Consider the following 24,928-nt stretch of genomic DNA (forward strand, 5'->3'; position numbering starts at 1 on the left):
CATGAGCACCGCCGCATCGCTGCGAACGCGCGTCGACGCCTCGCCGCGGACGCTCGCCATCGCTGTCGGCGACATCGCGCTCGTGTTCCTCTTCGTCGGTATCGGCGAGCTCCAGCACGGCTACGACCTCCTCGCCCAGCCGGGGCGGGTCGTCGGGACCGCGCTCCCCTTCCTCATCGGCTGGGCGATCGCGTCCGTGCTCGCTGGCGTGTACGCGCCGCGGATCTACCGGTCGCTGCGCAGCGGTGTCGTCCGGACCGCGCTCGCGTGGATCGGCGCAGTGCTCGTCGGACAGGCACTGCGCGCCACGGCGACGTTCCACGGCGACTTCGCGGTGACGTTCATGTTCGTCTCGCTCGGCGTCGGGCTCGTGTTGCTCGTCCCGTGGCGAGCCGCGATCGGCTATCTCAGCCGCTGAGGAGCGCTGTATCCGTCGATAATTCTCCATCATGGGCAATCCCACAGCTACATAACTTATAGGTGTAATACTGGTAAATAGCTGCGTTCGTATCCCTCGCCCACACCCCACCTATGGGAAACACTTATGTGGGTCCCTCTCCTACAATGATGTATAATGACTCAGTACTACGATCTCTTGCTCGGGCTCATCCCGCTTGCACTGGGTGGGATCACTACGGTTCTCGCCGCCGTCGGCGTCTCATTCACGCTCGCGGTCCCGATCGCCGCAAGCGTCGCCGTCGCGCTCATCGGCCATGGCATGTTCGTTCGTGCCCCCGGCGCGTCGGCCGCACCGCAGCCCACCTCTCAGACCGTCAACGCCACCCCGGACAGCCAGATCAACTCCGCCGACTGAATCCGTCTTCTCTCCCGTTTTCCGGTTTTCACGAGCCACCAGCCATAAGCGCTCGCCGCGCGTTGCCGGGATATGGCCGACGACACCGATGGAACCCTGTTTCTGACGAGCGAGGAGTGTGCCGGGCTCGCGACGCCGACGGAGTACGTCGCCGCGGTGCGCGAGGGCTACCGCCAGCGTGGCGAGGGCGCACCCGCGGCGCTGCGCACGAAGCTCATGAACGAGGAACCGCCGGGGATGTTCACCGGTTACAGCGCCGTTCTCCCCGAGACGGGCGCGATGGGTGGCTACATGTACGCGGCGGGGTTCGGTCGACGGGACGCGCAGTTCGTGCTCCCGCTGTTCGACGCGGAATCGGGCGCGCTGCTTGCCTTACTCGACGGCGCGAGCTTCAACCCCTTCAAGACGGGTGCGACCGGCGCGACCGGCGTCGACGCGCTCGCACGCGAGGACGCCACGACGCTCGCGATCATCGGCAGCGGCGCGCAGGCACGCGGTCAGCTCCGGGCGACCGCCACGGTCCGCGAGTTCGAGACGGTCAGCATCTACTCGCCGACGACCGACCACCGAGAAGCGTTCGCCGCGTCGATGAACAAGGAGCTCTCGGCGAGCGTCGCGGCCGTCGCCTCCAGCGCCGCCGCCGTCGAGGATGCGGACGTCGTCATCACCGCGACGAACAGTTCAGAACCGGTCTTCGACGGTGACGTGCTCGAAGACGGCACGCACGTCACCGCGATGGGTCAGTACGACGACGTGAAACACGAACTCGACGCGACGACGATCGAACGCGCGAAATACGTGCCCGACCTGCGCGAGCGCGTCATGGACGACGCCGGCTCGTTCATCAACGCCGTCGAGGAGGGCGTCGTGAGCGAGGACGACGTCCACGGCGAACTCGGCGAGGTCGTCGCCGGCGAAGTGCCGGGTCGCGAATCGGACGACGAGATCACCGTCTTCGATTCCGGCGGGACAGGCATCGAGACCGTCGCTTCCGCGTACATGCTCTACGAGAAGGCGCGCGAGCAGGATCTGGGTACTGAACTCGAGTTCGCCCTGGCGAGCGAGGCGCTCACCGGCGAGTAGACCGCGCCCGACACCGGGGACGGGGAAAGAGACAAATCACCGGCGGGAGAGGGGACGGTATGCCAGAGGTTCCGTTCGCGTCGGCAGCAGGGCTCGCCGAGGAGATCAGAATCGACGAGCGCTCGCCGGTCACCGTCGTCGACGCCTATCTCGATCGCATCGCCGAGCGCAACGACGTGACCAACGCCTACGTCACGGTCATCGAAGAGGAGGCCCGCGAGCGCGCCCGGGAGATCGAGGCGGCGATCGACCGCGGCGAGGATCCCGGGCCGCTCGCGGGCGTGCCGATCGCGCTAAAGGACCTGTTCGGATTCAAGGCGGGCGTGCCGGCGACGATGGGCTCGGCGGCGGTCGGCGAGTTCGTCCCCGACGAGAGCGCGGTCGTCACCGAACGGCTCGAACGCGCCGGGGCGATCGTGCTCGGGACGACGAACGCGCCCGAGTTCGGCCACAAACTCGTCACCGAGAACCCGCTCCACGGCCGGACGGGGACGCCGTTCGATCCCGAACGAACTTCAGGAGGATCGTCGGGCGGGAGCGCGGCGGCGGTGGCCGACGGGCTGGCGGCGTTCGCACAGGGTTCCGACACCGGCGGCTCGATCCGGGTTCCGGCCGCCAACTGCGGCATCTACGGCATCAAACCCTCGTTCGGTCGGGTGCCGAACGCACTCAGACCGGACGCCTTCGGCATGGCGACGCCGTTTTCGAGCAGCGGCCCGCTCGCACGAACAGTCGAGGACGCTGCCGTCGCGCTCGACGTGCTCTCGGGACCGCACCCGAGCGATCCGTACAGTCTGCCCGCGCCCACGACCGACTACCGCGCGGCCACCGATCGGGCGACCGACGGACTCTCCGTGGCGTACAGCCCCGATCTCGGACTGTTCGACGTCGCCGACCGCGTTCGAGAGGAACTCGACGACGCAGTGGACGATCTCGCGGGCGTCGTCGGACAGATTGAGCACGCTGATCCATCCTACGAGGGCACGCTATCGGAGTTGCGATACGCGTTCACGCAGCAGACCACGGTGCTGTTCGCCGCACTCGTCGACGGACTCGAAGCCGACGGGCGGATCGGGGAGGACGACCGCGAGCAGCTCATGCCCTCGACGGCGACGCTGGTTTCCATCGGCGAGGATTCGGACGCGCTCGGTTACAAGCAGGCCGAACGACCGCGAACTGCCTTCTACGACGCCGTCGAGTCGATCTTCGCGGAGCACGACCTGCTCGTCAGCGCGACCACCGCGGTCCCACCGTTCGAGCACGGCCGTGACGGTCCAAGCGAGATCGACGGCGAATCGGTCGCCAACCCGGTCGTCGACTGGTGTCTCACGTGGCCGTTCAACCTCACGGGCCACCCGGTCGCGTCGATCCCGGCAGGGTTCGTCGACGGGCTGCCGGTCGGCCTCCAGATTGTCGGTCGTCGCCACTCCGAGGAGACGGTGCTCGCCGCGAGCGCCGCGCTCGAACGCGTGCGGCCGTGGCAGGACGCCTACCCACCAGGCGAGGAGAGTTAGAGATACGGCCCGAGGCCGAGCGCGCGGACGATCGGGATTCCCGAGAGGAGCGCACCGACGAGATAGCCACCGATCGCGCCGCCGTTCAGGAGCGGCAGGCCGGCGTGTGCGCGGCCCTTCATCACGAGCGAGAGCAGAACGACCAGCCCGCAGACCGTGCCGACCATCGCCGTGAGCGCCGGTAGCGAGAGCGCGAAACCGGCGAACAGGGGTTCGGCAGGCGCGAAGACGGCGGCGCTCGCGACCAGCACGGCCGGCATCACCGCGTCGCCGAGGCCGACGAAGAAGACGTCGCGGTCGTCGGCGTCCGGGCGGTCGGCGCTCGTCTCGTCGGCGTCGCCACCGTCGGCTTCGACGGACTTCTGTTCGTCCCCGCCGTCGGTCGCCGGCGCGTCGTCGAGAAAGGAGTAGGAGAGCGTGAGCGGGATCACCAGCACGACGGGGAGTTTGAGATCGAGCACGCCGTCGGCGAGCGCGAGCATGTGCTCGGTACCGTAGACAGAGATCGCGTCGTAGACCGCGAGAACTGTGAGCAGGACGATCGCCGGCAGGAGGCCGAAACTGATGCCGAAGATGCCCGCCGCGCCCGCACCCATGACGACGCCCGCGGCGTCGATGACGTACCACTCGGGATAGAGCAAGAGGGCGAGCGCGAGCACGATCGCGGGGCCGATCGCGAGCGGGTTGATCGCGACGCCACCCACGACGATCGAGAGCGGCGGGGCGAGAACCGAGAAGACGTACAGGGAGATGAGCCCACTCGAAAGGATGACGAACCCGCGCAGCAGCCAGTCGAGGTCGAACTTGATGACCGCGAGCATCGCCGCCGTCGCGACGAGGATCGCGCCGATGTAGGCGATGCTGTTGGTCGGGTTCGACGGGTTCTCGACGGCGCGATAGCCCGCGCTCTCAAAGGGGCCGGCGAGCGCGACCGCGCCCGCCTGAACGAGGAGAAAGATGACGATCGTGGCCCCGCTGGCCGCGATCGCTCGCGTGCGCTGGTGCATATCCCACGAACCCCGGGCGCGACCTTCGGGGTTTCGTTGTGTCGGCGAAGGCGAAGAGTTAGGCGTCGGCAACCCTTCCCTTGTACGAGGGTTGCATGAATCTCCGTTCGTCGCGTCCGGTCGTCGCACTGCGGGCGATGATCGCCGAAACGACCGAGAACCACCTCACGTTCATGGCGGGGAGCCTGGCGTTCTACGCCTTCCTCTCGCTGATTCCACTGTTCATCCTTTCGTTCGTCGCCGCCTCGGTCGTCGGCGGCGAGGCGTTCGCCAGGGAGGTCACGGGGCTGCTCGAATCGACGCTCACCGACAGCGCGCGCGAGGTGCTCGCCGACGTGCTCACCGATCCGTCCGGCCAGACCGGGGCCTCGGCGCTCGGTCTCGTCACGCTGCTGTGGAGCGCGCTCAAACTCTTTCGTGGGCTCGACATCGCCTTCGACGCGGTCTACGGGGTCGCCGAGGCGAAATCGCTTCTCGAACAGCTCCGGGACGCGATCGTCGTCCTCGTCGCCGTCGGGCTTGCGGTCGGCACCGTCGTGCTCGTCGGCGGCGTGCTCGCGGTCGTCCCGATCCTGCCGACCGTCGAACGGTTCGGCACGCTCCTGTTGATCGTCGGCCTCTCCGTGACCTTCCTGCCGCTCTACTACTTCGTCCCCGACGTCGACGTCTCGGTGCGCGAGGTCGTCCCCGGAACCGTCGTCGCGGCGCTCGGCTGGGCACTCACGGAGTTCGTCTTCCAGTTCTACGTCGCCTACGCGGGCCGCTACGCCGCCTACGGCATCGTCGGCGGCGTCCTGCTGGTGCTCATCTGGCTCTACTACAGCTGCGTCGTCCTCCTGTTCGGTGCGGTCGTCAACGTCGTCCTCGCCGGGCGTTCCGACCGTTTCGGCGACGAGGACGAACCGTTCGACGCGCCGCTTGCGTTCGAACCATCCGGCGAGTCCGGCCGCTGGCGCTGGTGAACTCAATCGCTGTACAGTCGTTCGCCGAGCAGCGCCGCCGGCCCGTTCGTCGTATCGACGGAGAGATAGGGCCGCTCGACGGGGCCGAACACGTCGACGACCTGGCCCGCGGTCGAGAGGTCCTGTTCGAGCAGTCGCGTTCCGATAGCGGGATGGCTCTCGTCGGGCGCGTGGACGATCGCCATCCCCTGTGCCACGCCGACGACCTCGCCAGCGCGTTTCATTCGCGGAGCGCGCTGACGTAGGCTGCGATCGCCTGGAGCAGATCGGATTTGCCATCGTCGTCGGCGTCCTTGATGAGCACGCGCCCCCTGGATTCGTACTCGCGCGGATAGGTCTTCTCGCGTTCGATCGCCACGTCGTAGCCGACTTGGCCGGCCGCGCTGGCGATCTCGTCGACGGTCGGTTCCGGGACGGCGACGGTACTGGGGACGCGCCGGCCCTCGTTGCGACTCAGTGACGCATCGAGATAGGCCGGCCAGATGACGTTCTCGACCATGCCCGCCGTTCGCCACCCGGGGAATTAAACCGCTTGCAACCGGGCCGCACCGATCGAGTCGCTCGTTACGTCCGCCGGGCGAGCAGCGCCGCGCCGAGCAGCACGACGACCGCCATCGTCACGCCGAAGCCGGGACCGCTCCCCGAACTCGTCGTGGTGGCGTTCGCGGCGGCGTCGGTCGCGGCAGCGTCGGTCGCATCGCCGGCCGCGTCGGTTGCGTCGTCGGCTGCACCGCTGCCGTCGGTCGCGGCTGCCGTCGCGCCGTCATCGGCGCTCGTCGCAGCGTCGTCAGCACTCGTCGTCACGGTGCCGCCGTCGGCCGCGATCGGCTGTGCGGTCGTCGCGTTCGTGCTACGGTTCGCCTGTCCGATGGACGTCTCGGAGAGGTTCGCCGACTGGATCGCCTCGGGATGGAGGTTGCGGGCGATCTCGGTCAGCGGGAGGATCACCCGCGGTGCCGGCTCGCTGATGTAGCTACCGTTCACGACGAGCGTCTGATTTCGCTGGACGGCGGTCGTCTCGGACCAGGGAGCCTCGTCGGGGACGATCGAGCGGTCCGACGTGACGATCCACTCGACGTTCCGACTGGCGACGACCTCGGAACTGATCTTCTGATAGCCCTCGATCCCCTCGCTCGCGGCGAGGTTCTCCGCGCCGCCGGTCGTGAGAACGTCACCGATGAACGTGCCGTTGCCGGGCACGAAACTGCCGGTCTGGAGGTAGAGCGCGCCCGGTGCGGACTCGTTGCCGATCGCCTGCCGGATCGCGCCGACGCGTGTTTCCATCTCGGAGACGGTGCGTTCGGCTTCGTCACACGCCCCGACAAGCTGGCCCGTTTGATTCGTCTTCGAGGAGATGTCCGAGAACGAGTCCGCGAACTCGAACTTGAAGACGGTCAGACCGGCGTTGCGCAGCGTGTCAACCGTCTCGTTCGGGATGGTGTTCGGCGCGAGCACGAGGTCGGGCTCGAGACCCGCGACCTTTTCGACGTTGACGAACTGCTGGCCCGCACCGGAGATGTTCGTCCGGCTCTCGGCCCCGTCGAGATAGCTGGCGTACTTGGAGACGCCGACCACCTTGTCGCGCGCACCGATCTCCCAGAGCGTCTGTGCCGCGCTCGGCTGGAGCGTGACGATCCGTTCGGGCTCCTCGTCGACGGTGACGTCGGTCCCCGTCGCGTCGGTCGCCGTCACCGGGAACGAACAGCTCGCCGTCTGTGCCGGCTGCGATCCAAGCGCGGCCGGCGACGCCGCGGCCGGTCCGATACCGGCGACCACCACTAGTAATATCATCACCGCACTCGCTGTCTTCGAGAGCATACACTCCCCTCCTGCGGTGCTATGCAATAAATACTTATCTAACCCAAGCGCAGTTGGGTTCATGGATGGTGAGGGGGCGACGGCCGCGGCGCGGTCGGACGCCCGCTGGACGGTCGGTTCGCGCGCGCTCGCGTGGTCGGCCGGTCTCGCGCTCGCACTAGTCGGGGTCGTCCTCGCGAGCGCGACGCTCGGACCGGTCGGCATCGAGTACGGCATCGTGGCGCGAGTCATTCTCGATGCGCTCCCCTCGCTCTCGTTCACGGTCCCCGAGACCGCCCGCACGATCGTCATGGACCTCCGCCTGCCCCGGATCACGCTCGCGGCGGTCGTTGGCTTCGCCCTCGGCGCGTCCGGGACGGTGATGCAGGGGTTCTTCAGAAATCCGATGGCCGATCCCTCGATCATCGGCGTCTCGACGGGGGCGGCGACGGGTGCGGTCGCCTGGATCGTCCTCCCCATCGCCACCCCGTTCGCCCTCGGGCTCCAGGGAGCGGCGTTCGCTGGCGCGCTGATCGCCGCCTTCGGGGTGTATCTCATCGCCACCGAGAGCGGACGGACGCCCGTCGCCACCCTCCTACTCGCGGGCGTCGCGGTACAGACCTTCCTGGGGGCGGTCATCTCCTATCTGCTCATCAACGCCGGCGAGAGCCTCGAACGAGTGACCTACTGGCTGATGGGCCACCTCCACAACGCCGGCTGGGACGACGTGACGACGACGCTGCCGGTCGCGATCGTCGTCTTCGCCGTGCTGGTGACCTATACGCGCGATCTCAACGTGCTCCTGCTCGGCGAGAACGAAGCCCACTCGCTCGGCATCGAGGTCGAACGCAGCAAGCGCGTTCTCCTGGCCCTGTCGAGCGTGCTGACCGCCGGTGCGGTCGCGGTCTCGGGCGTCATCGGCTTCGTCGGGCTCGTCGTTCCCCACGTGATGCGGCTGCTCGTCGGTCCCGACCACCGAATCCTACTCCCGACGAGCGCGCTCGCAGGGAGCGTTTTCCTCGTCACCGCGGACACGCTCGCACGATCGGGGCCCGCAGAACTCCCCGTGGGGATCGTGACGGCGGCGGTCGGCGCGCCCTTCTTCCTCTACTTGCTCCGCCGTCGGGAGGTGCACGCGCTGTGATCGACGTCGAAGACCTCTCGATTGCCTTCGGCGACGTCCAGGCCCTTTCGGACGTGAACCTTACCGTCGATCGGGGCGAGCTCGTCGGGCTGGTCGGGCCGAACGGCGCAGGCAAGAGCACGCTCCTAGGGACGATCAACGGGCTGCTCGAACCGACGGCGGGCCGCGTCACCGTCGACGGCGACGACGTGACCGAACTCTCGGCGCGTGCGCTCGCTCGTCAGGTGGCGACCGTCCCGCAAGAGACGAGCCTCTCCTTTGCCTTCCCCGTCCGCGACGTGGTGGCGATGGGACGGACACCCTACCGCTCGCGCTTCGAGCGCGTCTCTCCAACCGACCGCGAGCACGCCGAGCGAGCGATGGAACGCACCGACGTCGCGCGCTTCGCCGACCGATCGATCGACGCGGTGAGCGGCGGCGAGCGCCAGCGCGTCGTCGTCGCCCGCGCACTCTGTCAGGACCCGGACGCGCTCCTGCTCGATGAACCGACCGCCAGCCTCGACATCGATCACCAGGTGCGGATCCTCTCGCTGGCCCGCGAGTTCGTCGCCGAGGATCGCGCAGCGCTCTGTGCGATTCACGACCTCTCGCTGGCCGCACGCTTCTGTGACCGGCTGGCGCTCGTCGCCGACGGCGAACTCCTCGCGACCGGCACGCCGGAGTCGGTACTCGCCGAGGAGCACGTCGAGCACGCCTTCGGGACCGAGGCGACGGTGACGAACCATCCAGTCACCGGAACGCCCGACGTCACCGTCACGGAGAGCCGGCCCGATCGCGACGCACACGTCCACGTTCTGGGTGGCGGTCACACCGCTTCCCGTGCGATCGCCGCGCTCGCGACGGCTGGATTTTCCGTCTCGGCGGGCGTCCTGCCGGACGACGACCGAGCGCTCGACACCGCCCGCGCACACGACGTCGATACTGTCACGGCAGCGCCGTTCGCACCGGTCGACGGAGCTGTTCGTCGAGAAGCTTCCCAGTCGGTGCAGGCGGCCGACTGCACCGTGCTCGCCGGCACGGACGAAACCAACCGTGCGCTCGCCGAGCACGCTCGACGGCTGGTCGTCGTCCGAGAAGCTGTCGGCGAGGCAATCGTTGACGAGCGCACAACGGATATCGAGACCGCACGCGTCACCGATATCGGGGAGTTGGTCACGGGCGTCGAGGCACGACTCGATGGCGAGCCGCGACGGCTGGAGACGCCGGCCGACGACTGACTCAGCCGAACCGGTCGTAGAGCGCGTCGGCGATCGCGGTGGCGATCAGCAGCGGGACGAGCGCCGAGAGCAATGCGAGCAACACGAGCGTCAGTTCACGCCCGGAAACACCATCGAGGAGCAGTCCCGCGAGCGTCGCGAGCGGTTCGCGAAACTGGACGAACAGCCCGAGAAAGACGATCACGATGACGAGCAGTCGCGTCGCCGTTCGCGGCCGCAGGCCAAGCCACCGTTCGTCGACCATGCTACACCGTTGGACGCTCGTCGGTCGAACGGTCCGGTCGCTTCGCGCGGGCGGTCTCGCCGAGGCGGGTCGTCACGAGCGCGTTCACACGTTTGGGATCGGGCACGTCGCGCAGCGAGAGGTTCACCCCGCCGGTGCCCGCGGTGTAGACCTCGATGTCGCCGTACGAGAGGGTACGCTCGACGATCGACTGCTCGAAGGCGGTGTTCTGGATGCGGTCGAAACGGATCTGCGTGACCGTTCGCGAGAGCACGCCACGTTTCTCGTAGATCGCCTTGGTCGTGAACACGTAGCGCGTGCTCCAGCGCGAGAGATACGCCCACACGGCAGCGAGCGCACCGAACGGGACGAGCACGAGCGCGAGCCACGACGGAAGCAGAGGGAGCGATCCGTCGCGGAAGAGCCAGACGCCGAGAATGCTCAGCACGAACGCGACCACGAACGTGGGGATCGCCGGATAGAGGCTCGGCATGCCGGCCCAGAGCACGCGCTCCTCACCCGTCAGATGTACCCAGTCGCTCGCTGCGGCTGCCGAACTCATCCCCTGATTCCTGGACGAGCAGTGACTTACAGGTTGTGTCCGCGGGCCGTCGACGGGCTGTCAACGCGTAGCGAGGGCGCGTCCGAAGTGCTAACGGTTTTTAGCCCCGGGCGTGGAGAGGAATCATCGTGACCGACCGCCCCAGCCAACGCGGCCGCGGAATCGCCCCCGACAGCGGATCGGGAACGCACCACAGCAGCCGCGAGGAGCAGGCGACGGCGAGCCGCGGGCGCTCGGTCTCCATCATCATCCCGACGTACAACGAGCGCGAGAACATCGAGCGCGTCGTCGAGCGCTGTCGCGACGCCCTCGCCGACTACCGCTTCGAGATCGTCGTCGTCGACGACGACTCGCCGGACAAGACCTGGCAGCTCGTCGCCGACTCCTACGCGGACGCCGAGACGGTCCGCATCGTGCGCCGCACTGAGGAGTCGGGACTTGCAACCGCCGTCTCCCGGGGCTTCGACGAGGCCAGCTACGAGTGCTGTGCGGTCATCGATGCCGACCTCCAGCATCCACCCGAGAAGCTCCCCGAGCTCATCGCGGCGTTCGACGACGGGGCCGACATCGCCATCGGCAGCCGCCACGTCGACGGCGGCGGCGTCGAGAACTGGTCGCGCTTCCGGCGGCTCGTCAGCCGCGGCGCGATGGCGATCACCAAACTCGCCCTGCCGCCAACTCGGCAGATCGCCGACCCAATGAGCGGCTTCTTCGCCATTCGACGCGAACTCATCGACGACGTCGCGCTCGCACCCACCGGCTACAAGATCCTGCTCGAAGTCCTGATGAAGTGCGATTACGAGCGCGTCGTCGAGATTCCCTACGTGTTCACCGAACGCGAACGCGGCGAGTCGAAGCTCAGCGCCGACGAATACTGGGAATTTCTCGAACACATCTATCAGCTCCGGCGCAGCCCCGACACGAACTGAGGTCAGAACGGATCGACGGTCGACACCCACGCCGTCACCCGATTCGAAACGATCACACACCCCGATATATACGGCGAGCATGCGCAGGCCCCAAGGCCATCCTGCAGTCGCTCTATGTTCAGGTATGGCAAGCACCGTCTGCCCTACCAACGAGGGGACACCGGTCTGCGCTCGCCCCACCGAGGACGGGCCGTGTCTCCACGAAGTATCGGTTCCTGGAGCGCCGTGTCACGATCACACGGGGCTCAGCCCGGTCGAGGTCGATCCCATCACCTGGGAGCCGCTCGACCCGCAGTGGAGTCTCTAACACCCACTTTTTTAGAGAGGGTCCTCCCTCGCGCCTGCGGCGCTCGGTCAAACCCTCTCCAAAAACCTGGACTAAAAACGCCCGCTCGCAAACCGCGCAAGCGGTGAACCGCGCTCGTTACACTCGCGCGGACATCGATATCTTCCCAACAGCTACCGCACAGCACCGCCGAAGCCCTCACTCGCTGCTCACGGCTCACCCCGTTCGCCGTTCGCACGGCGGCGCATCACTTCGTTCGCGCCGCCCGCCGCTCGTTCGCCCTTCATCCGCCAGGACTGCACTGCCGCCGCACCGCACAGCCGCAACCCATTCAGTCGATATAGCCGAGGTTCCGCAGGCGCTCCTGGACCTCCTCGTCGCGATCGACACCCTCGCTCTCGCCGATATCGATGGTCGCCAGCCGGTCGTCGAGCACCGTTCGGAGATCGTCCCAGTCGTCGCCGACCGGGTCGGTGATCGGCTCGCGCTCCTCGGGATCGTCCCGGAGATCGAACGCCAGCACCTCACCGTTAGCGTGGATGAGCTTTCGCTCGGGCGTGCGCACCGCGACCTGGAGTTCGTCGGGCGCGAGCCGACCGGGTTCGGTCGCCGAGGAAGCGACCTCCGAAATGGCCATCTCGTCGTCGATCCCCTCGCCCTCGACGGCCGGCCGGAGCGAGCGCCCGCGGTAGGAATCCGGCCGTTCGGCGTCGGCGTAATCCAGGATCGTCGGCGCGATGTCGATGTGGCGCACCTGCGTCTCGACCAGCCCCTCTACCGCGCCGCCCGGCGGACGGACCAGGAGCGGGACGTGCGTGAGCTCGTCGTACAGCGCCGGCTCGTGGCCGACCTGGCCGTGCTCGAATAGCGCCTCGCCGTGATCGGCGGAGACGATCACGAGGGTGTCGTCGTCCACCGCGTCAAGGAGCGTGCCGACCTTCTCGTCGGCGTGGCGGACCGAGGCGGCGTAGAGCCCACGGATGACTTCGCGCTCGCGTTCGGTGAACTCCTCGGGGCTGTGCTGGGCGCGCGTGACGAGCTGGGAGGGCGTCGCGTCGGTTTCTGGCACGCCGACGGCCTCGCGATGGCGCTTCGGCGGCGTGTACGGCGCGTGGGGTTCGAGCAGATGCGTCCAGACGAACGTCTCGTCGCTCGACTTTTCGAGCGCCTCGCGCGCCACCTCGATCTCGGCCGCGTCGCCACCGCCGAGCATCCGCAACGGTTCCTGGACCGTGCGATAGAGCGACTGTGCCGCCCGATAGACGGGGCTATCGAGCGAGAAGTTGTCGAGCAGGAACTGCCGGCCCCGCTCCAGTCCGGGGAGGCCGAACTCGCCGACGTCGCGGTAGATGTCGTAGCCACGGCCGTAGCCGTATTTCTCGCCGAGCCACGGGTTCGCGTGGACGCCCGCGGCGCTCCAGCCCGCGTCCTGGAGCGCCTCGCTCACCAGTGTCCGCTCGTCGCTCAGCTGCTCGTAGCCACCGTAATCGAGCGGGAGCGTCGAGGTGAACACGGACGGGAAGGCGTAGGGTGTCGCCGGACCGTGACTCACGGCCTGCGAGAAGACCGTCCCCTCCTCGGCGAGCGCTGCGAGGTTCGGCGTGTGATCGCCTACCGCATCGGGCGCGAACGAGGCATGCGAGGCGCGCCACGCGTCGATGGTCAACAGCAGCGTCTTCATTGGTCGTCACCACTACACGCCCGGCCATTTGTTTTGCCATTCGTCTCGACGCTCGTCCCCGTCGGCTCTCCTTCCCCCACCGACCCCGCCCGTTCGTCAGCGAAACCGAGCAGGCACGGCGAACAGTTATGTCGATGCTACTGATAGTTCCGCTATGGCATCACTCTTCGAGCGCGATACATCGACGATCGGCACCGCCATCGGACTGCTCGCGGTGGCAGTTGCGCTGTTCGGCTCGACGGCCCTGGGCTGGGAGTGAGGCGCGTCCGGCCAACCCGTCGCGTTCGTCGTCGGGGCCGTCTGCGCGATCGCCGCCGGCTGGATCGCGCTGCGGAACTATCGCGACTGATATCGTCTGACGAATTCAGTCGGGAATCGCTAACGACTGCCCATCGATCGGGGGATTCGTTCGCAGTTCTGGTCGAGAACCACAATCCGTGATCCGCCGCGAGGGCCACTCATCAAATTGTTTTCACGGGGTACGGGCGAGGAGAATTCGTATAGTACATACGCCGAGGGGACGAGGCATCCACGTAATGAGCGATGCCCACGCAGCCGACGAGTACGGGGTAACGGGAACGCCGAGACGAGGGCTGGCACTGTCGACGTTCGTCTTCTTCGCCGGCCTCACGACGATCGTCTTCTATGGCGCTGCAGGACCCATTCTGGAGGACCAGCTGGCCCTTACCGGCATCTTCCACGGACTCCTGCTGTCCTCCCCACATCTCAGCAAAGCGGTCCTCAGGATCCCCTTCGGTGCCTGGGTGGACGACGTCGGCGGGAAGAAACCGTTTCTCATCCTCATGGCGTCGACGCTCGTCGGGACCGGTGGACTGGTCGTGACGCTGTTTTTCACCTATCCCGAGAACTTCGACATGAGTCTCTATCCGCTGCTGGTCCTCTTCGGACTGCTCGCGGGTGCCGGCGGCGCGACCTTCTCGGTCGGGACCTCACAGACCTCCTACTGGTATCCGAGCGACAAACAGGGGTTCGCGCTCGGTGCGTTCGCCGGGATCGGGAACATCGGCCCGGGGATGATCACCCTCGGGCTCCCGGTGCTCATCGGGCTCGTGGGGTTGACCGGGAGCTACACGATCTGGCTGGTCTTCATGCTCGTCGCTACCGTCATCTATGCGCTGTACGCCGTCGATCCCTACTACTTCCAGCTCCGCAAACAGGGCACCGATCCGGAGGAATCGAGACGGATCGCCGACGATCTCGGACAGGACATCTTCCCGTCGGGAGGCGCGTGGGACTCGCTGAAGACGTCCGCGAAAAACCGTCGTACGTGGATTCTCGTCTTCCTCTACACGGTCTCCTTCGGCGGTGGATTCACGTCCCTGTCGGCCTGGTTCCCCACCTACTGGGCACAGTTCCACGAGCTGTCGCTCGCGACGGCGGGGTTTCTGGCCGGGCTCTTCATCGCCTACGGATCGCTCATCCGCGTGCCCGCCGGCAGCATCAGCGACAGGTTCGGTGGCGAGATCGTCGCCATCATCAGTTTCGCGATCATGGCGCTCGGCAGCGCGATCATGACCGTCGTCACCGGGTTCTGGCCGGCGATCGTCGGCATGATGGTGCTGGGAACCGGCATGGGGATCGCCAACGCCGCGGTGTTCGAACTGGTGCCGAAGTTCGTCCCGGAGGCCGTCGGCGGGGCGTCGGGCTGGATCAGCGGCATCGGCGGCGGGGGCACGCTCGTCATCCTGCCACTGATGGGCTACTTCGCGGACGCGTACGGTGAGATCGGCTACGCACGCGGGTTCGGTGTCTTCGTCGTCCTCAGCCTGCTCTGTGTCGGGATTGCCATCGCACTGAAGTACGTCATCTCCGAGCCCGACGAATCCACGGACGAAGCAGCACTTCACTGACCCCGTCGAACCGGTCGAAAAATCCCAGTGGTGATACCAAATCGAATCGAAAGCGGGCTATTCGTCGGGATCGCGATGCACGGTGAGAACCGGGATCGCGGAATGACGGACGACGTCCTCGGTCACGCTTCCCAACAGCGCCCGTTTGACACCCGTTCGACCGTGGGTTCCCATGACGATCACGTCGACATCGGCTTCGTCCGCGTACGAGAGGATGTCGTCGTGTGGGTTCCCCCGCCTGACGGCCGCCGTCGTCTCGATGTCGCGCTCGCTCGCCTGTGTGGCGATCTCGTCGGTCGTGCTGTGACCCTCCTCTTCGAGCGCATCGAGCAAGTTGTCCAGCCCCGAGAAGCCGTCACCGACACCAGTAACTGACGTAGGTGGATCGACGACGAAGAGCACGTGGAGCGTCGCGTCGTGCGTTTCGGCGAGTCCGAGCGCCATCGTCACCGCTGATTCGGTCGGATCGCTACCGTCGGTCGGGAGGAGTATTCGATCGAACATCGTAGTCGGCCTGTGCGAAAATATTCGGCGACACGGTATAACGTTGGTCACAACTGGTTCGTACCAGCTGACGTCGTCCGAGTGGTTGCAACGGTCCCGAACCGTCGGTTCAGTCGTCCATCGATGTCTCCGCTCCCGCCACGTCCGCGCCGGCGTTCGATTCGGTGAGGTCCTGTTCGCGCCAGGTTCCACGCTTGAACCAGAGATACGCCACGATCCCGCCCGCGAGGTTCGAGATCGGGAACGCGATCCAGAGACCGATGGTGCCCAGCGCTGCCGCTCCGAGCCACGCGATCGGCAGCCGGACGAGCCCGAGCGAAATGAGCGAGATCGCCGCCGCGACCATCGTCTTCCCCGCACCCCGGAATCCGCCGGTGTACGCCCGCATGACGCCGATGAATCCGAACGAGAGGGCGGAGTAGCGGAGGAAGGTCGCGCTCTGGGCGACGACTGCGGGATCGTCGGTGAAGACAGCGGCAATCGGTTCGGGGGCGATCAGAACGAGCGCGCCGAGGAGGGTCAGGCCGACGAGCATGGCGCGAGCGCCGAAGTTGTTCGTCTCCGCGGCGCGATCGAGTTTGCCAGCGCCGATGTTCTGCCCGGTCATCGTTTCGACGCCCTGCGAGACCGCGAGCGCCGGCAGGAAGATCACCGAGAAGATCCGCGTCCCGATCCCGTAGGCGGCGACGACCGATTCGGGAAACGCGGCGATGACGACCAACAGCAGGTTGATCGACAGCGAGCGCGCCGTCCCCTCCACCGAGGCCGGAACGCCGATGTCGACGACCTTGCGCGCGAACGAGAGACTGGGCACCATCTGTCGTAACCTGATCTTGACGCCGCGATTGCCGCGGAACATGACGATGAGACCGACCCCGAACGCGAGCGCCCGGGCGAACACCGTCGCGATCGCGGCTCCGGCGATCCCGGAGCCGGTGTAGCCTGTGAGGCCGAACAGCCACGTTTCGAGGCCACGAGCGCCGAGCAACCCGAACAGCGGGTTGTCCTGGAAGCCGAAGATGAGGATCGGGTCGAGCACGATGTTGATGACGACCGAGCCCGCCATCACGTACATCGGGGTGAGCGTGTCGCCGTAGCCGCGCATCAGCGACATGAAGACGGCGAAGCCGAAGACGGCCACGAGACCGATCGTGTACACCTGCATGTACTGTTTCACCAGCGGCGCGATCTCGGGCCCGGCACCGAGCAACGCGAGCAACTCGTCGACGAAGAAGTAGCCGACCGCGCCGAGAGCGAGCGAGGCCACCACTGCGTAGATGACCGTCTGGGAGGCGGCGTACTCGGCTCTCCGTTCCTCCCCGGCTCCGGTGTACTGGGCGACGAGCACGCTGCCCGCGACCGAGAGCCCGAGCGCGAGCGAGATCAGCAGGAACACCATCGGGAACGCGAAACTGATCGCGGCCAGTGCGGTCGTATCGTACTGCCCGAGCCAGAACGTATCACCCAGATTGTAGGCGGTCTGGAAGAGGTTCTGCACGATGATCGGCAGGGAGAGATAGAACAGCGGCTTGCCGATGCTGCCCGACGTGAGATCGAACTCCTCGCGGGACTTGAACAGGCCGCCGAGACGGCTTCGGAGGCTCACTCGGTGACAACTCCTCGATTGACGGAGATGTGATTGGCGGAGCCGGGAGCTCCGCGTGTCGCGGTTTCGTGACCGACGCGGTGGATAGTCTCCGGTCGAACCGTCGTGATGATCGTGTCGTTCGTGCTGTTCGTGGACGTCGTGATTCGCGTCCGCAACGCACCAGTACCGCACTCATACAGCGTGCGAGAGGTGGCATCCGTGATATCGGTGATCGTCTCGTCAGTCATAGTCGTCAAGTGCTGACCGTACAGTCAGCCGTTGTCGATACAACTAACCGTTCGGTTAAAAAGCTTCTGTCTCTTCTCGTCCACGGACGGATCATCGCATTATTCGGCTCGACCAGCTCTATCAGACAGTATCGACCACGGTAGCAGGTCGAAGACTATCTCGTGGCGTCCGGGTTGTGGACGCGACACATGCATCGAGTCCGATAGGTAATACTTAATTGGTCGGGGTCGGTTCGTTTCCCTAATGAATTGTCCCTCGCGCGAACGGTCCCCGCGCGGTCGCTCGCCTCGAACAAACCCGGCGACCTCGCTACGACCTTGAGATGACGGGGACGCGAATCGCACTCTGTCCGCACCTCTCGGTCGAACACTACCGCGGGGGCGAGAAGTGGGTCTGCGCGCTCGCCAATCGGCTTGCAGCCGACGGCGTCGACGTCTCGGTGCGCGCGCTCCCCTACGCCCCCGGCGGCGAGCGCCGCGTCGACGTCCGCGAGGTGCTCGATTCTCAGGTTCCCTACCGCGAGGCCTGGCACCACGACCTCTCCGGGTTCGACACGGCCTACGTCTTCTACAACCCCTTCTCCGAGCTGTTCTTCTCGGGCGGCGACACGCGCATCGCGGGCATCCACTCGTGGGTCTACGTCTCCGAGAAGCTCTACGAGGCCCATTATGGCCTGGTGCCGACGGCGACGAAGTTGCTCTACCGGCTGCTCGGCAAGCGCGATCTCTCGCGCTTCGACGTCGTCCACTCGGTCACGCCGGCCTACGATTCGCCCCACGCGAACACGGTACATATCCCGAACTTCGTCGACATCGAGCAGTTCAGCCCCGATCGCGACGAGCGCGCCGACGAGTTCACCGTGCTCACGACCGCCGCCCACATCCGCGAGAAGGGCTGGGACACGATCCAGGCCGTGGCCGAGCGGCTCCCCGACGACGTCCACGTCGTGACGACCGGCGACGGAGCGGGCGACGTGGACGGTCTCGGCTTCCTCACCGAGGACGAACTCGCCGACGCCTACGCACGTGCCCACGTCGTCCTCCATCCGGCGCGCGTCGACACCGACAGCATGGTGATCAACGAGGCCTGCGCGTCGGGCACCCCCGTCGTGACGACACCGCTCTCGACACACGTCCGCGAGAACGAGGCCGTCCTCCAGGCCGAAACCCCGCGTGGGCTGGCCCACGCGATCGCTCGCATCCACGGCGAGTGGCGACACGACGACGGCTACGAGGAGCGCTGTCGTCGCGCGCGAGAAGAGGGTGAATCCCACGGCTTCGAGGAGGTCTACTCTCGACTCAAGCAGTTGCTCCTCTCGCCGCCGACCAAGAGCGAGAACGGCGCAACCCGGACGGAGGTACGCGCATGAGCGTTCTCGACGAACTCAGCGAGCGCTCGCTGTTCGACCCGCAGAACAAGCGACTCTTCAAATATCTCCTCGTGGGCGTCATGGGAATCGTCATCAACCAAGGCGTGTTCCTGCTCACCTACGAGGCCGTTGGTCTCCAGTATATCGTCGCCGGCCTGCTCGGCAGTGCGGTGAGCATCTTCGCCAACTACATCATGAACGACAGCTGGACGTGGCGCGAGAACGGTACCGCCGGCATCGGTCAGTGGCTCTGGCGCGGGCTCAAATACGGTGCGACGCGGGTCGTCGGCGTCGGGATCGGCACCGTCGCGTTGATCGTCTTCGTCGATCTCCTGCATATCAACCCCTCGATCTCGAACATCCTCCGCATCGGAGTCGGCGTGCTCTGGGGGTTCGGCGCGAGCGAGAAGTGGGTCTGGAGTTCGGACGGCTCGTCGATGTCGTTCGAGACGGTCAAGCGCTATCTCGGTGAGGACAAGCGTGAGTAGGCTCACGGAATCGCTTTCGATCGGTACGAGCGATTCGCTTTCCGATCGCGTACTCGACAGCCTCCCCGAGCGCGGCAGCCCGACGTGGTACGTCCTCGCGCTCGCGCTGGCGCTGTTCGTGGGCTTCTCGATCTACACGGCGCTGATGCACGCCCGCTTCGAGACGACGGGGGCCGATCTCGGGGCCTACACCCACATGTTTTCGAGCACGCTCGACGGCGAGGGTTGGCTCCAGCACGGGAAATATCGCGCGAGCCATCCCTCCGGCTCGTACTGGGGGGCACACTTCTCGCTCACCCTCCTGCTGTTCCTGCCGCTGTTCGCGCTCGTTCCGTCGGTGTACACGCTGCTGGTCGCCAAATCGTTCGTGCTCGCGGCGTCGGTGGTGGTGCTCTGGCTGCTCGCGCGCGACCGCCTCGACAGCGACCGCCTCGCGGGCGTCGTGACCGTCTCGTACGCGTTCAACCCGTTTCTCTGGTCGGCGTGGTCGTTCGACTTCCAGGAACAGGTGCTGATACCGCCCTTCCTCTTCGCCGCCTACTACTGCTATCAAAAGGACCGCCGGCTGCTGTTTCTGGGCTTTCTCGCGCTCGTACTGTTCACCAACGAGTTCGTCGTCTTCCCCACGATCGGCTTCATCGGCGGGCTGTTCGTCGCCGCGGCGATCGCCGGCCGACTCAGGAAACGCGGCCCGATGATCCTCGGTGCGGGCGTGCTCGTCGTCGTCGCGCGCGTCGCATCGAGCGCCGCCATCGACTACTACAGCGTCTTCGGCGGCCTGCCGACCTACGTGGTCGCCGAACCGCTCCAGCCGTTCATCCAGGGCATGGGGCGCGTCTCGATCGTCGATCTCGCGATGACAGTCCTCGCGAACCCCATGCTACTGATCGATTCGGCGACGTTCGCGGTCGCGGACAAACTGCTCTTCTTCGTCGCGTTCATGCTACCGGTGGCCTTTCTCGCGCTGTTCGACGAGCTCTCGCTGGCGGCGCTCGCGCCGTATCTCGGCTTCGCGTGGGTGTTCACCGGTGAGGCCAAGGCGGTCTATTTCGAGTTCGGTGCACATTACCCGCTCTACCTGCTCCCGTTCGTCTACATCGGCGCGATCCACGCCCTCCGCCGGCTCTCGGGTCGCTTCGACGCGCTGCGGTGGCCCTCGCGGTCGACGCTCGCCGGATTGGTTTCGGCGGTGCTCGTGCTCTGTCTCGTCAGCGGTGCGGCCTCCGGCGGCGGCCATCTCGCCGTGCCACCGCCGGCCGACGAGGATCACCAGGAGACGCTCGACACGGCCATCGACTCGATCCCCGAGGACGCCTCGCTCATCGCCCAGAACGACATCTACCCCCACGTGGCGACGCGCCCGAACGCCTCGTTCATCGTGAGTCCGGGGACGTTCAGTGCCTACGAGAAGCGCTGGCAGAACGTCACACCCGAGTATCTGCTGCTCGATACGCAGCTCAACCCGAACGCGCCGTGGGCGCGGGCCGTCCAGCAGACCTATGCCGATCGCCTCGGCGACGAGTACGGCCTCTATCGGTATCAGGAGGGAATTCAGATCTTCAAGCGTGGTTACGATGGTCCCGTCCGCGGCATCACCCAGTCCGACCCCGGTGCGCGCCACTACGACGCCGCGAGCATGGCGACGGGTACCGGCGAGCGCATGGACGGGACGATCGTGAGCGACAACGGCTCGGCTGGGGACTACCTCTGGTTCGGGCCCTACGACACGCTTACACCGGGTAGCTACACCGCGACCTTCCGGGTCAACGCCTCGGGGAGCGGTTCCGATCCCGTCGTGACGGTCGACGTCGCCGGTGGCGACGATCACGGCCGCATCGCCAGCGAGTCCGTCACGTCGACGGACGGCTGGCGGAACGTCACCGTCGACTTCACCATCGACGAGACGACCACCGACGTCGAGTTCCGCGGGATCCGTGAGGGGTCGGGCCGGATCGCGCTCGACGGGGTGCGCGTGAGCTACGAATCGAAAAACGCTACTACGAATGCCTCGGCGGGGAGTGCATGAGCACGACCGACCGGGTCGCCGCGACCGTCGGCGACTACCTCCCCGAGCGCTCCAGCCCGACGTGGTACGTCCTCGCGCTCGCGCTGGCGCTGTTCGTGGGTTTCTCGATCTACCTCTCCCTGCTCTACCGGAGCTTCTGGCTCACGGGCGCTGACTTCGGCAGCTACATCCACATGTTCGAGAGCACCCTGCACGGCCAGGGCTTTCTCGAACAGGGCAAATACACCGTCCGCGGCCCCGAGAGCTCCTACTGGGGCGGTCACTTCACGGCGACGCTGCTGGCCTTCCTACCGATCTACGCGCTCGTCCCGTCGCCGTACACGCTGCTCGTGATCAAGTCGGGGCTGCTCGCTGCGAGCGTGCCGATGCTCTGGATCCTCGCGCGCAGCCACATCGAGAGCGACCGGCTCGCAGGGCTGCTGACGGCCTCGTACGCGCTCAACCCGTTTCTCTGGTCGGCGTGGCTGTTCGACTTCCAGGAGCAGATCCTCCTGCCCCTGCTGATCTTCGCGGCCTACTACACCTACTCCGAACGGCGCTACATCGCCTTCCTCGCCTTCCTCACGCTCGTGCTGTTCACCAACGAGTTCACGACAATCCTCGTCGGCGGCTTCCTCGTCGGGCTCGTCGTGGTCTCGTTTCGCGGGGGCCGACTCCGGCGCGAGGCCCCGTACATCGGCATCGCGTTCGGCATCCTCGTGGCCGTGCGGATGATCTCGGGGTGGGCCATCGGCCAGTACACGGATGCCTCGGGGCTGCCGACGGACGTGATCGCGGCCCCGCTTCAGCCGTTCGTCGAAGGGTCGCGAGTGGGGATCGGGCAGCTGGTCACGATCGTGCTCGGCAATCCCGAGCTCATCATCGACTCGGTCTCGGTCGCGATCTTCGACAAGGTGGTCTATCTCGTACTCCTCCTCCTGCCCGTGCTCTTCCTCGCGGTCGCCGACGAGCTCACGCTCGGGTCGCTGATCCCCTTCATCGGCTTCGCGTGGGTGTTCGCCGGCCGCGACGTCTACTACACCTTCGGCGCACACTACCCGCTCTACCTGCTGCCGTTCGTCTACATCGGCGCGGTGCGCGTGCTCGCACGCATCGACACCAGCGAGATCGTCGACACCGAGAGCGCGCGTGCCTCGGCACGAACGGTGTTGTCGGGACTGCTCGCGCTCGTGCTAGTGGTGAACCTCGCAGTCGGGGTCGCCATCGGCGCGGAGAAAAACGCCGTGCCAGGCACGAACGACCACACGGAGATGCTGGAGGAGGGCATCGACACGGTGCCCGACAACGCCTCGCTGCTCACGCAGAACGACGTCTTCCCCCACGTCGCCGAGCGACCGAACGCGACCTTCAGCGCCAACCGGACGCTGTTCTACCGGTATCAGCGCAACAACCAGAAGCCGACACCCGAGTATATCCTCCTCGATACGAAGCTCGAAACGCAGGGCGTCGAGTGGGCGCAGCCGGTCAGGACGACCTACGCCGAGCAGTTCGGAAAAGAGTACGGACTCGCGCGCTACGACGACGAGGTATGGGTGTTCAAACGTGGCTACAACGGCTCACCCGACGGAATCCGCGGGAACTACACCGTCGAGCCGCGCACGTACGAGCTGGACGACTTCATCCCGAACGACGCGCTGCGGATCGACGGCCAGCTAGTCGGCTCCGGCGGCGGTGAGAGCACCTACTACTGGTACGGTCCGGGCACGATGTTGCCGCCCGGCGAGTACGTGGCGACCTTCCGGGTCAACGCGACCAGTGCCGGCGAGCAGCCGGTCGCGAACCTCGAGGTCGCCGCGGGCACCACGCCCAGACCGGTCGCGAGCCAGAACGTCACGGACACTGACGGCCTCGAAACGGTCACCGTCCCGTTCACGCTCGATCGGATGCACTCGAACGTCGAGTTCCGCGCCTCGCAGGCCGGCGGCGCGGGACGGCTCGCGCTCGAAAACGTCACCGTCCAGTCGGCCTCGGGGCCGAACAGCAGTAGGGGCGCGAACTGACGGTTCGGCCGTATCGAATGCGGAAGCTGTTTTTCGTCCAAGCACCGAGGAGTGAGTATGCGCGAGGAAGTGCGAGCGTACTGCCGAGCCGTCGTGTCGCGCTCGCGGCGGTTCGAGCGGCGGGAGTTCCACGAGTTCCGCCGCTGGCTGGAGAGCACGCGAAACCTCGTCCATCTGTCGGTCGTGCTGTTCGTCCCGCTGCTGGTCGGGCTGGTGACGCTCGTTGCGAACACGACGAACCTCTCCTTTCTGCTCTTCCCGCCGCTGGCCTCCGGGGCATACCTACTCTTCGCCCACCCCGAGGAGCGCTACTCGTCGCCGCTACGGTTCGTCGCGGGGCTGACCGTCGGCGCGCTGTGTGGCTGGCTCGCCATCGAGCTGACGGGCTGGCTGTTCTACGCCGGCGGTCCCGGATCGATCCACGCTCCCAGCGCGGCGCTCGCGATGTTGCTCACGGGCGCGGCGACGTGGGCGTTCAGCATCGAGGAGCCCGCGGCGTTCTCGACGGCGCTGCTCGCGGTCGTCGACGACGCACCGGGGTTCAGCTACGTACTCAGCATCGCCGTGTCGAGCCTGCTCGTCGCTGGCGTGTTCGTCCTCTGGCATCGGCGTGTCTACCGCCACCGGGCGCGCTATCTCTACCAGTCGACCAAGGGTGACGACCACGTCCTCGTGCCGATGCGCGGCGATCACGCCGACGCGACCGCGTCCTTCGGCGCGCGCATCGCCGCCGCCCACGACGCCGGGAAGGTCGTTCTGCTCGATATCGTCGAGTCGCCCGAGGACGTCGCCACCGACGGCGGGACGGACATGGAAGTATCGACGGCGACGAAGACCCACGCCAGCCATCTGGAATCGTACGCCGAGCGGATCGAGGAGACGATGGACGTGCCCTGCGAAGTGGTCGTCATCGAGCGCGGGGCGGAATCACCCGCGACGACGGCGCTCGGTGCCGCCCGCGAGGCCAACTGCGATCTCATCGTGACGCCGTACGAGCGCGCCGACGGCCGCACCGCCTCGTTCGTCACCTCGCTCTTCCGGACCGACATGGACGTGATCGCCCACCGTTCGGCCGACGGCCGCACCGACTGGTCGCGGGTGCTCGTCTCCGTCCGGCGCGCGAGCGACGTCGCCCACAGCATGCTCGATTTCGCCTGCCGGCTCACCGGCCGGTCGGGCAAGGTGAGCCTCTGTCACTGCATCGACAGCGAGTACGAACGCCGCGACGCCGAGAGCATGCTCGCCGAACTCGTCGAGACGTTCTCCGAGCGGATCGAAACCCGCGTCGCTCACGGCCCGATCGAGGAGTTCCTCGCCGACGCCTCGTCGCGTCAGAACCTCCTCATGCTCGGCGCGAGCGCCGACCGCAGCGCCGTCTCGCGGCTGCTCTCGCCGGCGACCTTCCAGCGCCTCCACGATATCGAGTGTGACGTCGCCATCGTCGATCGGCGTTACCGGCCGCTCGAACGGGAGTAGAAATCGAGGAAGCCGGTGGGGGGATTTGAACCCTCGGCCTAATCCTTACGAAGGATTCGCTCTAGCCAGTCTGAGCTACACCGGCCTGCTTCCAACTGCGCCGACGAACGGTATAATCGTTGCGAATCGCCGTGATCG

Annotated in this window: 24 protein-coding genes and 1 tRNA gene; 15 read left to right on the forward strand and 10 right to left on the reverse strand. The window is 66.6% G+C overall.

Translation table 11 applies throughout. The annotated features are described in order from the left end of the window. The first annotated feature begins 1 nt into the window (after position 1). From NO363_RS07970 to NO363_RS07985, 4 genes are all read left to right on the forward strand, one after another. The gene (locus NO363_RS07970; RefSeq protein ID WP_256684225.1) at positions 2-418 is read left to right on the forward strand and encodes a DUF3054 domain-containing protein; all 417 of its coding nucleotides are present in this window, start codon (positions 2-4) and stop codon (positions 416-418) included. 156 nt (positions 419-574) lie between these two features. Further along, entirely contained in the window at positions 575-814 is a 240-nt protein-coding gene (locus NO363_RS07975) for a DUF8015 family protein (RefSeq protein ID WP_256684226.1), read from the forward strand. A 72-nt stretch (positions 815-886) separates the two neighbouring features. Then, positions 887-1,897 carry an ornithine cyclodeaminase family protein gene (locus NO363_RS07980; protein ID WP_256684227.1) on the forward strand — a complete coding sequence of 337 codons (1,011 nt, stop codon included), beginning with the start codon at positions 887-889 and terminating at the stop codon, positions 1,895-1,897. Positions 1,898-1,956: 59 nt separating this feature from the next. After that, on the forward strand, positions 1,957-3,411 hold the full coding sequence (locus tag NO363_RS07985) for an amidase (protein WP_256684229.1): 1,455 nt from the start codon (positions 1,957-1,959) through the stop codon (positions 3,409-3,411). Here the strand turns inward: NO363_RS07985 and NO363_RS07990 are convergent. Then, complete coding sequence (locus NO363_RS07990; protein WP_256684231.1) at positions 3,408-4,418, reverse strand: presenilin family intramembrane aspartyl protease PSH; 1,011 nt, start codon at positions 4,416-4,418, stop codon at positions 3,408-3,410. The two genes, NO363_RS07985 and NO363_RS07990, sit on opposite strands and share 4 nt — an antisense overlap. A gap of 95 nt (positions 4,419-4,513) precedes the next feature. On the opposite strand from NO363_RS07990, the gene NO363_RS07995 reads away from it, so the two are divergent. Then, positions 4,514-5,380, forward strand: a complete 867-nt coding sequence (locus NO363_RS07995) for a YihY/virulence factor BrkB family protein (RefSeq protein ID WP_256684233.1) — start codon at positions 4,514-4,516, stop codon at positions 5,378-5,380. A 2-nt stretch (positions 5,381-5,382) separates the two neighbouring features. Here NO363_RS07995 and NO363_RS08000 read toward each other — a convergent pair whose 3' ends face one another. From NO363_RS08000 to NO363_RS08010, 3 genes are all read right to left on the reverse strand, one after another. Beyond that, positions 5,383-5,604 (reverse strand): H/ACA ribonucleoprotein complex subunit GAR1, encoded by a 222-nt coding sequence (locus NO363_RS08000; RefSeq protein ID WP_256684235.1) that lies wholly within the window; start codon positions 5,602-5,604, stop codon positions 5,383-5,385. Next, a complete protein-coding gene (srp19, locus tag NO363_RS08005) occupies positions 5,601-5,879 on the reverse strand; it encodes a signal recognition particle subunit SRP19 (RefSeq protein ID WP_256684237.1) in 279 nt (92 codons plus the stop codon). The genes NO363_RS08000 and srp19 overlap by 4 nt, the downstream gene beginning before the upstream one ends. Before the next feature lie 65 nt (positions 5,880-5,944). After that, positions 5,945-7,198, reverse strand: coding sequence for a PGF-CTERM-anchored ABC transporter substrate-binding protein (locus NO363_RS08010; protein ID WP_256684239.1), 1,254 nt, complete (start codon positions 7,196-7,198; stop codon positions 5,945-5,947). A gap of 61 nt (positions 7,199-7,259) precedes the next feature. Between NO363_RS08010 and btuC the strand changes: the two genes are divergently transcribed. Both btuC and NO363_RS08020 read left to right on the forward strand, forming a co-directional pair. Then, a complete protein-coding gene (gene btuC / locus NO363_RS08015; protein ID WP_256684241.1) occupies positions 7,260-8,321 on the forward strand; it encodes a vitamin B12 ABC transporter permease BtuC in 1,062 nt (353 codons plus the stop codon). Further along, positions 8,318-9,538, forward strand: a complete 1,221-nt coding sequence (locus tag NO363_RS08020; protein ID WP_256684243.1) for a heme ABC transporter ATP-binding protein — start codon at positions 8,318-8,320, stop codon at positions 9,536-9,538. The genes btuC and NO363_RS08020 overlap by 4 nt, the downstream gene beginning before the upstream one ends. 1 nt (position 9,539) lies before the next feature. Here NO363_RS08020 and NO363_RS08025 read toward each other — a convergent pair whose 3' ends face one another. Both NO363_RS08025 and NO363_RS08030 read right to left on the reverse strand, forming a co-directional pair. After that, positions 9,540-9,782 carry a hypothetical protein gene (locus NO363_RS08025; protein WP_256684245.1) on the reverse strand — a complete coding sequence of 81 codons (243 nt, stop codon included), beginning with the start codon at positions 9,780-9,782 and terminating at the stop codon, positions 9,540-9,542. 1 nt (position 9,783) lies between these two features. Beyond that, positions 9,784-10,323, reverse strand: coding sequence for a PH domain-containing protein (locus tag NO363_RS08030; protein ID WP_256684247.1), 540 nt, complete (start codon positions 10,321-10,323; stop codon positions 9,784-9,786). Positions 10,324-10,451: 128 nt separating this feature from the next. Here NO363_RS08030 and NO363_RS08035 point away from each other — a divergent pair, with 128 nt between their 5' ends. Together NO363_RS08035 and NO363_RS08040 are read left to right on the forward strand one after the other, a co-directional pair. Beyond that, positions 10,452-11,252 carry a polyprenol monophosphomannose synthase gene (locus NO363_RS08035; RefSeq protein ID WP_256684249.1) on the forward strand — a complete coding sequence of 267 codons (801 nt, stop codon included), beginning with the start codon at positions 10,452-10,454 and terminating at the stop codon, positions 11,250-11,252. Positions 11,253-11,376: 124 nt separating this feature from the next. Beyond that, positions 11,377-11,559 carry a hypothetical protein gene (locus NO363_RS08040; protein ID WP_256684251.1) on the forward strand — a complete coding sequence of 61 codons (183 nt, stop codon included), beginning with the start codon at positions 11,377-11,379 and terminating at the stop codon, positions 11,557-11,559. Between the two features lie 310 nt (positions 11,560-11,869). Here the strand turns inward: NO363_RS08040 and NO363_RS08045 are convergent, their stop codons facing one another. Beyond that, on the reverse strand, positions 11,870-13,219 hold the full coding sequence (locus NO363_RS08045) for a sulfatase (RefSeq protein WP_256684253.1): 1,350 nt from the start codon (positions 13,217-13,219) through the stop codon (positions 11,870-11,872). Positions 13,220-13,755: 536 nt separating this feature from the next. Here NO363_RS08045 and NO363_RS08050 point away from each other — a divergent pair. Continuing rightward, complete coding sequence (locus NO363_RS08050) at positions 13,756-15,090, forward strand: MFS transporter (protein ID WP_256684255.1); 1,335 nt, start codon at positions 13,756-13,758, stop codon at positions 15,088-15,090. A 57-nt stretch (positions 15,091-15,147) separates the two neighbouring features. Here NO363_RS08050 and NO363_RS08055 read toward each other — a convergent pair whose 3' ends face one another. Beyond that, positions 15,148-15,594 (reverse strand): universal stress protein, encoded by a 447-nt coding sequence (locus NO363_RS08055; protein WP_007741681.1) that lies wholly within the window; start codon positions 15,592-15,594, stop codon positions 15,148-15,150. 109 nt (positions 15,595-15,703) lie between these two features. Beyond that, on the reverse strand, positions 15,704-17,200 hold the full coding sequence (locus NO363_RS08060) for an MATE family efflux transporter (protein ID WP_256684256.1): 1,497 nt from the start codon (positions 17,198-17,200) through the stop codon (positions 15,704-15,706). A gap of 553 nt (positions 17,201-17,753) precedes the next feature. Between NO363_RS08060 and NO363_RS08065 the strand changes: the two genes are divergently transcribed. The 5 genes from NO363_RS08065 to NO363_RS08085 are packed head-to-tail and all read left to right on the forward strand — an operon-like array spanning position 17,754 to position 24,790. Next, positions 17,754-18,800, forward strand: coding sequence for a glycosyltransferase family 4 protein (locus tag NO363_RS08065; RefSeq protein ID WP_256684258.1), 1,047 nt, complete (start codon positions 17,754-17,756; stop codon positions 18,798-18,800). After that, the gene (locus NO363_RS08070) at positions 18,797-19,288 is read left to right on the forward strand and encodes a GtrA family protein (protein WP_256684259.1); all 492 of its coding nucleotides are present in this window, start codon (positions 18,797-18,799) and stop codon (positions 19,286-19,288) included. The genes NO363_RS08065 and NO363_RS08070 overlap by 4 nt, the downstream gene beginning before the upstream one ends. Then, complete coding sequence (locus NO363_RS08075) at positions 19,281-21,314, forward strand: DUF2079 domain-containing protein (protein WP_256684260.1); 2,034 nt, start codon at positions 19,281-19,283, stop codon at positions 21,312-21,314. Before NO363_RS08070 ends, NO363_RS08075 begins: the two co-directional genes overlap by 8 nt. Beyond that, positions 21,311-23,314: a DUF2079 domain-containing protein gene (locus NO363_RS08080; RefSeq protein ID WP_256684262.1), complete on the forward strand. Its 2,004-nt coding sequence runs from the start codon at positions 21,311-21,313 to the stop codon at positions 23,312-23,314. The genes NO363_RS08075 and NO363_RS08080 overlap by 4 nt, the downstream gene beginning before the upstream one ends. Before the next feature lie 57 nt (positions 23,315-23,371). Continuing rightward, entirely contained in the window at positions 23,372-24,790 is a 1,419-nt protein-coding gene (locus tag NO363_RS08085; protein WP_256684264.1) for an HPP family protein, read from the forward strand. 10 nt (positions 24,791-24,800) lie between these two features. Here NO363_RS08085 and NO363_RS08090 read toward each other — a convergent pair. Next, positions 24,801-24,875, reverse strand: a tRNA-Thr gene (locus NO363_RS08090). Between the last annotated feature and the right edge of the window lie 53 nt (positions 24,876-24,928).

Origin of the sequence: Halococcus qingdaonensis (genome assembly GCF_024508235.1) — an archaeon.
Lineage (GTDB): Archaea > Halobacteriota > Halobacteria > Halobacteriales > Halococcaceae > Halococcus > Halococcus qingdaonensis.